The organism is Crocosphaera chwakensis CCY0110 (assembly GCF_000169335.1).
GTDB lineage: Bacteria > Cyanobacteriota > Cyanobacteriia > Cyanobacteriales > Microcystaceae > Crocosphaera > Crocosphaera chwakensis.
This window is the reverse complement of the sequence record NZ_AAXW01000056.1, coordinates 17,119-28,107: the sequence shown is the minus strand read 5'-3', so window position 1 is coordinate 28,107 and position 10,989 is coordinate 17,119. Positions and strand designations below refer to the sequence as shown.

Annotated in this window: 13 protein-coding genes and 1 pseudogene; 5 read left to right on the top strand and 9 right to left on the bottom strand. The window is 39.8% G+C overall.

Translation table 11 applies throughout. From position 1 onward, the window contains the following. Positions 1-194: 194 nt before the first annotated feature. The 3 genes from CY0110_RS22430 to CY0110_RS22420 form a co-directional block, all read right to left on the bottom strand. Positions 195-392 (bottom strand): hypothetical protein, encoded by a 198-nt coding sequence (locus CY0110_RS22430; RefSeq protein ID WP_008277866.1) that lies wholly within the window; start codon positions 390-392, stop codon positions 195-197. Between the two features lie 77 nt (positions 393-469). Beyond that, the gene (locus CY0110_RS22425; protein ID WP_008277865.1) at positions 470-1,108 is read right to left on the bottom strand and encodes a DUF1361 domain-containing protein; all 639 of its coding nucleotides are present in this window, start codon (positions 1,106-1,108) and stop codon (positions 470-472) included. A gap of 147 nt (positions 1,109-1,255) precedes the next feature. After that, positions 1,256-1,768 carry a DUF3592 domain-containing protein gene (locus CY0110_RS22420; protein WP_008277864.1) on the bottom strand — a complete coding sequence of 171 codons (513 nt, stop codon included), beginning with the start codon at positions 1,766-1,768 and terminating at the stop codon, positions 1,256-1,258. Positions 1,769-1,983: 215 nt separating this feature from the next. Here CY0110_RS22420 and CY0110_RS31565 point away from each other — a divergent pair, with 215 nt between their 5' ends. Continuing rightward, positions 1,984-2,442: an SMI1/KNR4 family protein gene (locus tag CY0110_RS31565; RefSeq protein WP_008277863.1), complete on the top strand. Its 459-nt coding sequence runs from the start codon at positions 1,984-1,986 to the stop codon at positions 2,440-2,442. 107 nt (positions 2,443-2,549) lie between these two features. Here CY0110_RS31565 and CY0110_RS30100 read toward each other — a convergent pair. Beyond that, positions 2,550-2,690, bottom strand: a pseudogene (locus CY0110_RS30100) (SUMF1/EgtB/PvdO family nonheme iron enzyme); the annotation flags it as partial. 178 nt (positions 2,691-2,868) lie between these two features. Here CY0110_RS30100 and CY0110_RS22410 point away from each other — a divergent pair. The 3 genes from CY0110_RS22410 (at position 2,869) to CY0110_RS22400 (ending at position 6,028) form a co-directional block, all read left to right on the top strand. After that, the gene (locus CY0110_RS22410) at positions 2,869-3,174 is read left to right on the top strand and encodes a hypothetical protein (protein WP_008277862.1); all 306 of its coding nucleotides are present in this window, start codon (positions 2,869-2,871) and stop codon (positions 3,172-3,174) included. Positions 3,175-3,381: 207 nt separating this feature from the next. Continuing rightward, positions 3,382-4,290, top strand: coding sequence for an IS982 family transposase (locus CY0110_RS22405; RefSeq protein ID WP_008277861.1), 909 nt, complete (start codon positions 3,382-3,384; stop codon positions 4,288-4,290). A gap of 691 nt (positions 4,291-4,981) precedes the next feature. Next, positions 4,982-6,028, top strand: a complete 1,047-nt coding sequence (locus CY0110_RS22400; protein WP_232285786.1) for a hypothetical protein — start codon at positions 4,982-4,984, stop codon at positions 6,026-6,028. Between the two features lie 8 nt (positions 6,029-6,036). On the opposite strand, the gene CY0110_RS22395 is transcribed toward CY0110_RS22400, so the two are convergent. The 5 genes from CY0110_RS22395 to CY0110_RS22375 all read right to left on the bottom strand — a co-directional run bounded on the left by CY0110_RS22395 (position 6,037) and on the right by CY0110_RS22375 (position 9,997). Further along, complete coding sequence (locus CY0110_RS22395) at positions 6,037-6,519, bottom strand: hypothetical protein (protein ID WP_008277859.1); 483 nt, start codon at positions 6,517-6,519, stop codon at positions 6,037-6,039. 21 nt (positions 6,520-6,540) lie between these two features. Continuing rightward, a complete protein-coding gene (locus tag CY0110_RS22390) occupies positions 6,541-7,446 on the bottom strand; it encodes a DUF6999 family protein (protein ID WP_008277858.1) in 906 nt (301 codons plus the stop codon). After that, positions 7,443-9,077: a 3-oxoacyl-[acyl-carrier-protein] synthase III C-terminal domain-containing protein gene (locus CY0110_RS22385; RefSeq protein WP_232285785.1), complete on the bottom strand. Its 1,635-nt coding sequence runs from the start codon at positions 9,075-9,077 to the stop codon at positions 7,443-7,445. The genes CY0110_RS22390 and CY0110_RS22385 overlap by 4 nt, the downstream gene beginning before the upstream one ends. Positions 9,078-9,368: 291 nt before the next feature. Then, entirely contained in the window at positions 9,369-9,608 is a 240-nt protein-coding gene (locus tag CY0110_RS31100; RefSeq protein ID WP_008277856.1) for a hypothetical protein, read from the bottom strand. After that, complete coding sequence (locus CY0110_RS22375; protein ID WP_008277855.1) at positions 9,596-9,997, bottom strand: hypothetical protein; 402 nt, start codon at positions 9,995-9,997, stop codon at positions 9,596-9,598. Before CY0110_RS22375 ends, CY0110_RS31100 begins: the two co-directional genes overlap by 13 nt. Positions 9,998-10,442: 445 nt before the next feature. On the opposite strand from CY0110_RS22375, the gene CY0110_RS22370 reads away from it, so the two are divergent. After that, complete coding sequence (locus CY0110_RS22370) at positions 10,443-10,943, top strand: toxin-activating lysine-acyltransferase (protein WP_008277854.1); 501 nt, start codon at positions 10,443-10,445, stop codon at positions 10,941-10,943. Positions 10,944-10,989 lie beyond the last annotated feature (46 nt).

The following is a 10,989-nucleotide window of genomic DNA, read 5'->3' as shown; positions in this document are numbered from 1 at the left end:
TATCACGAACGGTAACGGAATAAACAACCAGCACTAACTACATTGATAGCAGAGTTAGTCGCGCAAGTGCAAGGGTTGGTAGAGGAAGTGACGTGGCTTAAGAGGCAACTAAATATCCACCCTTGTGAAGACATAAAGGTATAGCTGTCTTTACAAGGGTGGAAAATTAAATCAAAGCTTGTTTTTAAATCGGCTTAGGCTACTGTCTTAGACAAACGGAATGCCCAGAAAGTTAGAATTCCTGCTGCTATGACTGCCAGAATAGAAACCACTAACGGAACTGACCATATTCCTACTATTGCTGGCCATTGAAACAGAATTCTCAACAAGTGCAATAGTCCAATTATGGCAAAGATTACACCAGAAATGATTAAATACAGTTTTTCATTCATGGTTCTTCCCTCCAATCGTTAGTTTTTTTTACTAGAAAGAACTTTCTATCTTCATTATAGCAAAAAGGATTAGACTATCAATTTTTAGCATCTAAGTCATAAAATAATTGTTTAATTCGCCATAGAGTTCCTAAAGTGATTTGTTTGGTTAACCAATAGAAAATTATTAAAATAATAAAGGTAATCCAAATTACTAATAAAGGCTTTTTAGTCGTTAAATCATCTATTGTAGAATTCAACAAGATATTGGGTTGTGTTATTAAATCCCAACTATTAAAACGGCGAAATCTTCCTAAATAAATTCCAATAGCACTTAAGCCATGAGTGCTTAATTCACTCAGAACAATAAATTTATTAGCCCCTTGTTTTTTGAGATAATAACTTTGATTAATTAAGGAAATAACATAAGCTTCCCACCCTAGAAAAATGGCTAATAGATGTAAAGGAATAAAAATTAAAGTCGTAATCCAAATAGAATAATCGGCTCTAATCGCTTCAACTAAATGGATGATATCAGTTAATAAATAAGGAGCATTCGGTAAAAAAGCTAAAAATATAATAAAACAAAACCACCAAAGTCCAGAGCGTTTTCGGCTAGGTCTGAGATATAACCCGAAACTAAGAACGAAAGGAATAAATGCTAAAAATAAATTCCAGATAATCCAACCACTATATTGATTAAATGCTTCAAAAGCATCAGCCAGTATTAATTTCATTAAATTATGTACTTAGTTAAAATTAATTATATGATACTTTAAGGAACGAAGTGATTGCCGATTACTTTCTTCAAAACCTTATACACTGAAAGTTTTAGTTTCAGTTGGCACTTTTACGCAACTTCTTCAACTCTACCTCTGATTCTCTTATTTTTTCAGAACAACCATAAAACCTTGTTTGATCTCGTAAAAAGTTATATTCATGCCTACTCCACCGAAAATGATGACAATTAAACCCCCAGTCATCGTTATTATCCATCGCACGTTGCGATAGAGAACAACCTCACTAGGGTTGTCTCGATTAACGTAGCAACGAAAATGCTCTTCACTTTGTTTATAATCAGATAATTCTCTATAAACTTTAAGATAAAAGCTACTGCTACCGTTATTGAGTGAAAGCTGCCTACTCTCGTAGTTTTGTCCTGCAAAGATATAGCTGTAGCGAGCTTGAGTTGTATAGGTAGAGTGTCCCTCTTCATCTTGACCTTGATGCAATTGAGTTTCGAGAATATATGCTGGAGTTTTCACCCAATCTTTGGTCTGATGCCATTTCAACAACGGCTCTGCTGTCATAAGCCAGCCAGCCACTAAGGAAACTCCGACAAAGCCTACGCCAATTACCAGTGCTTCAAAATTAAAAGGCTCATCAAAAATAGTCATAATTTGACCGGCTAGATAATACTTAGGTTTCCCAAAATTAGCGAAAAACTAGCGTTGCTATTTCTGAGTCCAAAATCGGTAGATGGGAAACTTCTAAACATTTTCCCTTGTCCCCAACCCCAAACTTTTTCGATATAATTTGAAGGCGACACCAGAAAAAGGTAAGGCTTTTGAAGCTTAGTACAATTGTTGACAAGATACGAGAGTTATATTACGTGAGTCTTCCGGCTTCAGAAACAGAACTGATTAAAGCTTACAAGCGTGGAGTTCCCAAGGAACTTCTTGAGCTTTATAAATTAGGCAATGGAATGTTTATTGGATATGATAGCTATTCAGATGCCTCTGAAAGTCATAATTTTCGCTTGGAAATCCCAGAACTCAGTAAGATACAAACGGTGCAATCCTACGGGTTTGTCTGCGAGGATGCACCTTTATACAATCTGACCGAAAAGTGGTGGCAGTTTGTAGATAACGGGAATGGGAATTGGTTAGCTTTTGATGGAAATCAGGAAGGATATGGCCGAATTTTAGACATCTTTCACGAAGAAGTCGGCTACGAAGAATGCCACGGAATTATTGCCGAATCCATAACCGAACTTCTAGATCAGCTAGTTCAACGTGACGGTACCGATTGGTTTGGCAATGAAGAATGGCAACCATTGGGGTATGTGTAATCTTCACTTAAATTCAGTGGTTTAAGTGTCATGACTCAAATCGAGAGCTAATCTATGAGGAGTAAATACATTGTATTAGCGGATGGTTAAATTTTGACTAATTAATAGGCGATCGCTTTCCATTGAACTTGAGTAATGGGATATTTGCCCATAAAGAAGGGAGAAAGAGTGACGTTATGCTGAGGTTTTTCGCACCGATAACCATCCCAATCAAACTTTTCGACTAATCTCTCAATTTCAACCTCATCAACCTGAGTTCGATATAAGATAATCGGCTATAATTTAGTCCCTGAGAGGATTACAGGCATTTTCGCTTATTTGCCAGTTCTCAATTACTGTTGATTAATGAGAATACAATGAATTAGAAACAGAATCAAGGTAAAATATTGATTATGTGACTAATTCACTTTAAAAAGAAGAGTGGCTATGAATCAGGAGAAGAGTAGAAGTAGCAACTGGGGAGGTGCAAGAGAGAATTCTGGAAGAAAATCGATTTGGAAGAATAATGAAACTTGTACAATCAGGATTCCAAAGGTATTTGCTCCAAAATTACATGAAATTGCACAGAAATGGGATAAAGATCCCTTACTTGAATTTGAGATGAATTCAAAGTCTTCTAAAGATGAATATATTTCTAAATCAAGTGAACAGCAACTTGAACATATAACAGAATCAAGTCGGCTAAAAATTGATTCTGTGACAAAAACAAGCCAAGACTTATCCAAGCCATAGATTTAGCCAAACACATTTTAAGACATAAAAAATCAGCCAGAATATCTCTAGCTAAATTTCTCTCTAAATTATATAATTTTCCTGTCAAAATAGAAGATTTACACTAATGGAAATAGAAACTTTATTTTGTAAAATTGATGATCTCTTGGTGCGCGTTCCCTTGCGCCTTACGAAGGCGCGGGGTCGCATCCGCTTTTTGTCAAGTTTTTGCTCCAGATTTTTGAGTCTTATTTGCTCCCTAATAAAATTGTCAAAAGAAAAAAAGAATCTCGATTATGTTTAAGTGAAGTCGCTACAATAGTCATCTATTTTCATTCTTCAGGTTATCGAAACTTTAAAAATTATTATCTTAAACACATTATCAAACATTGTCAATCAGAATTTCCCAATTTAGTCAGTTATAATAGGTTTGTAGAGTTAATTCCCTCAGCTTTAATGCCTCTTATTTTTTATCTTAATACAAGAAAAGGGGAGGTCACAGGAATCAGTTTTATTGATTCTACAAAATTACCTATTTGTTCTAATAACCGAGGAACGAGAAATAAAGTTTTTGAAGGATTAGCTAACTGGGGAAAAAGCTCAATTGGTTGGTTTTGCGGTGCGACCCCGGCGATTCGTAATCGCCTAGGGAACGCGCACCAAGATGGCTTTAAGCTGCATCTAATTATTAATGATAAAGGTGAACTTTTATCTTTTCAAGTAACTCCAGGTAATGTAGATGATAGAGTCCCAGTCAAAGATTTAGTTCAGGAACTTTTTGGAAAACTATATGGTGATAAAGGTTACATTTCTTCTCCCTTATTTCAGGAGCTTTTTGAGAAAGGAATTAAGTTCATTACTCCTTTTAAGAAGAAAATGAGAAACCGTTTATTGCCTATGATTGATAAAATTATGTTGAGAAAACGTTCTTTAATTGAAACGGTTAATGATCAACTCAAAAATATTTCTCAGATTTCTCACTCAAGACATAGAAGTGTTGTGAACTTTATGGTTAATATAATTGCTGGTTTAATCGCTTATACACATCAGGAAAAGAAGCCATCTCTTAATCTATTCGATGACGAATATTCTTTACTTCCTAGCACTTTAATTCCTGCTGAAAGCTTTCTATTTTGAAATAATCACTTAATCAAACAGATTGAGTTTAGCCAGTATTTTTTAATATTTACTGGTTTGAATTGCTATGTTTATTTTTCTTAAAATCCTATTTCTTTTTTAGGAATTTATGGGTCTTGCTTACATCGAACTCAGGTTATTAGTATGGAGTAATCATCTGAAAGGTTCATGACTAGATTCTGAGGATTGAATAAGAGTTGCTCAGATTATCTGAGAAGTTGATGAGAAATAACTATTAACCAATCACAAAAAGTTCTCTGGGCAAGGGGATCATCAAGCATGAAGGGGTTATAATTTTCTTGTAGTTTCTCTCCCTTTAGGTTCATCTCTTATAAATCTACTCTTTTAAACTTTTTGCGACAGAACCCAAATTTAGCTTTTGGCAAAAACCCGCAATTAGTTTTTAGAGACGGTTTTGAGAATAGGGAAAACGATTCAAATGATGGTAAGATTATTTCTGCTTGAAAATGTCTCCACTTGAAAGATGAAATCGGCTATCGTGCATCTGTACTGATTACATCATAACTGTGATCGCTGATCTTGACAACGCAGCCTTGTATCTTAACCTAATAACTACGCTTTGATCTATATTTGACTAATTTTTACTTTCGTCGAACTCAGGTTGTCATAGTCTAAACTCCAGACTATAATTGACTGGCGGAGGAAAGTATTGCCTCGATCAATATCTGTCATGTCAATGTTTTCAGCTTTTTGCCCCGAAGACCAGCAAAAATGGCTTCCCCCAAATTTGTATGAACGGTACATTTCGTCATTGATGCAGCGAGTGGGTATGACACGGCGACGGGCTGATTGTTTTGTCCGACTTTGGCTATACTTATTTTTAAAAGATTGTCAGATGCGTCAGTCGTTGCCCCAACCTCCTTTGACCCAGTTGACGTTTCCCAAGGGATGGATTGAGTGTAGCTGTCGCGAAGCGGCCAACGTATTTTATGGGGATCACGAGCAAGGCAGCGATCGCTCAGCAGGTATGATGCTAGATAAGTTGGTGGCTTTGGGATTGATCTGCAAGCAATTTGATGGTAACTGTAATCAAATTGAAATTCAACCGTTGCCAGACTTGCTAGATTACAAGATATCCAACTTCAAAGTATTGGTCACACCAGATGCCTTTGACCCTCGCTGTGATGCCATTCCCATTGCTAATTTGCTAGCCAGTAATTACGAGTGGTTCAACCAGAACACAGAAGTTGTCCCTTATCGCATCGCTAATATTTTGCGTGGCTGGGCTAGTCAATATACCACAGGTCTGCGGGTATTACGACGCTGTGATAACCAGAATCCGATTGGGTTTTATGCCCTATATCCGACCCAGCAAGAATCAGAAGTCAAATTTTTTGCGCCTCCAAGTCAAGGACTGCATTTGAGTCAGGTGGCTGAGGTCGATCCATTTGAGATGGCACTGCCTAAAGATGAAAGGTGTCGGTCTGTTTTTGTTCGTAGTTGGATAATTGATCGCCCCTACCAGAAGCAGGGGCAAGTTCTATTCTTAAAAGACGTTCAACAAACCCTCGAAAAGATGAGAGAGGACTTTCCCAATCTCTGGGATATGTACAGCTTGATTATTCACCCACGTTATGCAGAACTAGCCCTGGCCTTAGGATTCCAGAAAACTAGTTCCGATCCTAAATTGTCTCTTTACTGGGTCTACCAGGCCGTTGATCGATTTCTGGCGATTGATATGCAAAAAGCGACGATGCTGCTTACTGAACCTGAGTAACTAATCGGTTATTTAGCGTCCCAAGCCCCTGCATTTTTGATACCGTAGGTCTGGCGTAGAGTTTTGAGATCTTGATCCATAACGGTTGCTGGGTCCATATAAGCATCAATCTGCTGATGAACCCGAAGACCCTGTTTGATGCCAGTTAGGTAAAACCGAAGAATATCAAGAGGACGATATGGCATCGGCGAGTTACCAACGGCTTGCCCCCAACAGGAACGCCAAAAAATTTCAGCGGCACTACCAATATTCTGCACATAATAAGTCCAAGGCCGACACCAACTCAGACCCGTTAATAAGAATCCAATCAGCCGCATTTCGTCATCAATGGTGGTGTTGTATCCTGTGACAATATGCATGATGTCGTGTCGTTGCAAATCTCGCCAGGGAATCCTTAGCCACCCTAGTTGTAAGTCGCGATTGCGGGTAAATTCCGGGTTAGAACGATAGTAATTTTCTAACCCTTGCCGCAGGGTTTGTTGATTGTTCATTATCCTCCATTCCCCAAATGTTCAATTGGTAGAGACTTTATCGACAGCGTTTCCCGAATGGGATTGATAATTGATCGCCCGTAGTTCCAGGTAGCGGTGCAAATATTCAGAGAGAACCCCATGGAGCAAAAGATTATGAGCTGCTGCAAAAGCACTACTGGGAGCCAGGGGATGACGGTTAGTAATCAGATGATTCCAGTGATAATCTCCGGTTATTTTACTGAAATAAAGGCCGAAGCTTTCGTCAAATTGCAACGATAGCACTGCTCGCTCAAACTCGTTGCTAGTTGTGCAAAAAGAGTAGCAGATTTTGAACAATTCGAGGGCAGACTCCATATCCAGCACTTGTAGCCAACCCCGTCGGGTCATGTCTACATCAATTTGAATCTCTTGAACGCTGCTGTAATCTAAACCTCGGTTCTGCAAATCTGTCAGCCAGTTTGGGTGTTGTTTTTGCGCCCGGTGGTAATCTAAGACAAAATTATACAAAATCAGGTCATGCTCCAAAAAGGCATTGGCAGCTAGATCTTCAACAGTTCGCGGATACAGATCAGATCGGGGGATTGTCGGATCGGGGCCATTGTCAATCAGGAAATTCACAATATTTGATCCGATGCCTAGATGTCGGACAATCAAGTAGCAGGCTTCTGGCGAGGCAAAAGTTTTCAGAAACCCCACTGCCGTTTTGTGCATCAGACCATAGAAGCGAAACTGAACGGGAAGAAGTCGTTTCAGGATCATAATCATAGCCAAACCCAGGTTCGCTATTATTTTGCAGGGAATCAATAGGTAACGGCGCGACCAACTTTGTAAATCCTTGACCATATAGGCTTTGGCAGTGGGATCAACCGAAATTGCCTCATCAAGATAGATCGCATCCCAAACATTGGGATCTCGACGGTTATGGGTTTGAGGGATGTATTTCATTCACCAATTTCCTCCAATTGCAGTCGGTAGAGTCGTGCGGTTGTTTTGGCAGTTTTGACGATGCGATCGCCGATTTCTGAGGTCATGCACTCAGAGTTAAAGAATCTCTCAAACTTCTGGACATGAGATTCATCGTTGGCGGCGTGATAGCTTAGGAATGACACTTGTTGTTCGTTGAGATCGAGGGTTCGCTGAATTAGCTTAGCCCACTGTCCGGCCAGTTGATTGCCCAAACCTTCAATGATAAAAATACTACCGAGTAAATCAATGGGATTCTCATGGGATGCTCGATGAAAGATATAGGCTGACAAGGCCTCGCTACCGAGATTTTTTTCAGCATTGACAATATCTGCCAGGTTCCCTCCGACCGAGACATAGTTGCGTTCTAATAGTTGAAAGTCTCGATGTTCATCTCTGGCGTGATTAATTAAGAGCGATCGCAACTCAAAATCTGTCATATTAGAGGCTGCTCGCGTAATCCATCGGGCCCCTTCGACCACTTGAGGTCGCAGGTTTCGCAGCAGGGCTTGGTAATCTTCGAGGGTGAATTCACCTCGATACAAACGCTGCACAATCGGCACAGAACGCAACTGACGCTGAAATTCTAACCACACTAGCATGAGTTGGCGTGATAAATCAGTGGCAACGGTTGGGTTAGGGATTGAGGGGGCATTCGGTTCAATCGGTAAAGTTATCGAATTTCCCCCAACCACTGTCAGCATCAGGTAAGCTGTGGTAAACCGCCCGCTCTCTGGCACAAAGCAAAAGATTTTTTGTCCGGGTCGCAATTTGCCTGAGTCAAACAGTTCTTCCAACATCAAGTATAGGGAGGCACAGCCCGTATTCCCAAGGGTGTACAAGTTGGTAAACCACTTTTCTTCGGGAATCATGCAACCGGCTCTCCTCAGCAAGTCAACAATCTGACTGCGAAAAAAGTGAGAAGAGTAGTGGCACAATAACCAATCAATTTCATCGGGACGCACACGACCCGCTTCAATCAGTCGCAACCAGCCCTCAACCCCAAGCTGAACCACGGTATTCAAAAGTCGAATATTTTGTCGCAGATCCAGCACTCCCTGATGGGCGGCTTCTGCTTGAGAAGGATAGTCCATCCAACTGGTCAATTGTTCGGGCGTGTCTACCCCTGCGTACATACACAATGGGTAGGCGTTGGCATGGGAAACCAGTTCGATCCACTCAATTTTGAGGCTGAGTCCCGTGGCGGCGGGGTTAGAGCTTACCAGACAAGCCCCAGCCCCATCAGATAACATCCATCGCAGAAATTCAGTATCAAAGGGCAACTTTTCACCCCCTTGAATCCCAGTTTCTGCCTCAAATCGGGTCTGTTTAAATAGGCGCGAAGCCAATTCTGAGGCCACGGCGATCGCTTGCCGTTTCTTCCCCAGTTGAACCTGGGAGGCCGTATATTTGAGGGCGGCCACCCCAGCACAGCAAACCCCCTGATGGGAAGTCGCTTCTAAGGGTGAGAGTTCAGGCAATTCCCCATGCACCATACTGGCAAATCCAGGGACAAGTAAATCTGGCCAAGTTGTTCCACAGGCTAGTAAATCAATGGCTCTAGGAGCAATTCCCGCTTTTTGCATTGTGTCCCGAACCGCCGCCGCAGCCATTTGACTGTTGCTGATGGTGGTTTGCTGCTGACGATTAATTGCATAGTAACGTTGTTGAATCCCGTTGCTTTTGAGAATCCGGTTTTTGACGCGGGAGGCGCGATGGTTGACCTGGCCGAGATAGTTTTCCATCTCGTCATTGGAGATGGGATCACCGGGTAGAAATTTACCCATGTGAGTAATAAACGCATTGTGCGGATAGTCTGCCAGGTGAGTTGAAGAATCACGAAATAGAGTTTTCACAGGACTAAACCTTTAATAATGATGAGCATTGCCGTATTTAATTCCGACTTACTGCCATTCTCTCTCTTGAGTCTCTGAGTTAACAATGATAGTTCCGCAGACCCAGGCAGCTTGAGGAAGGGAAGCGAAGTGGTACGAAGTGCGGCCAATTTTATTGAACATCTCAATGCCACAACCTGTTTTCAGCACATAGTGAAATCTCTCAATTAACCAACGATATGTATAATATTTTAGGACTTTTTGAGTCTCTGCTAAGTTATTTACTGCTAAAGTCGTTAATAGTACCATTTTACTGCTTTTTCTCCTTTAGGAGCCTGAATCTCTTCGGCTACGATCGCATTTACCTTAATGGGTTGCATTTCCCGATAATTCGGCTTATTCTGTGGTGGTTGGATCTCTACTGATGTCCATTTCACTTGTAATCTTGCTATTCTCGGTTTTATTCGGGGTGTTCTTCTTAATTTGATAGCTATTTTTGCCATTGATTCTAATTTCTCTATTTTAGAGAATAATTTATCTATTTCCTCTTCTGATTTCACTCTTCTATCCTGTGCTGCTCTGATTAGCAAGTGTGTTCCTTCTCTTAACGGTTCGGCCAACAACTCAAAGATGTCTGCTTCTCGCCGCCAAAGGCGCACCTTCGGTGACCGCAGACGGTAATCAACTCTATACTCCATTATTACTACCTTTCAGCTTTTTTTCTTTTGTTAACTTATGTGTGACGAAAGGATAGGTCAGTATAGCGAGATTTATTAATTGGAGCTTGGTTCTCGAACGTCCTCCGCGAACTAAACATCCCGTGAAAAGTAAGGTTATAAGAAATTCTCTTTGATTATAAATCATCCCGCAATGGTGCAACGCCAAAATTTGGAATAAAGACTGAATATCATTCGCTCCTCTTGTCTCCAGAGAAATATGAGTCGATAAACAGTTAACGGTGTTTTTTAAAGTGAGTAGAAATAAAATAAAAAATCATTTCATCAACATATTTTTTAAAAAATGTCAATGACTTTAAACATAGGTTGCAGAGAATAAAAACACAGCAAAATTGTGAGAATCAGAGATTAATAGATTAATAAGGTCTTATTTGAATAAACTTATTAATGAAGAGGATTATCACAAATGCAACCAATGCTGGCATTAGAAAATGCAGAAAATAAAGTATCAAATCAAACGATTAATCTTGAGCAAGTTAGTAATAGTCAACCTTTTTCTCTTCAACAAAGACTACAATTAATTGGTTCAATTACCCATTTAATGATCAGTTCTCCTCTGCATCTCAAATATAAAATTTCTAGTATTCCAGAACGCTTCATTCCTTCTTTAATTCATAATCAATTCCGCTTTTATGAAATAGACGGTAATCCCATAGGTTTTGTAAATTGGGCCTGGTTAACTGATGAAGTAGAAGAAAAATTCATGACAACAAAATATATCTTGAATCTGGATGAATGGCAGGGAGGAAATAACTTATGGTTTCCTGAATTTATTGCTCCTTTTGGTCACGCCCGTTTAATTATTCAAGATTTACGTCGTAATATTTTTCCGAAAGGAACCCCCGCAAAATCCTTCAAAATTAATCCTGATGGTAGTTTTAAATCTATCTATCACTGGAAAGCATAAATCATTAATTCTTGCAATTTTAATATCAATTTACTAGCAGTTTATT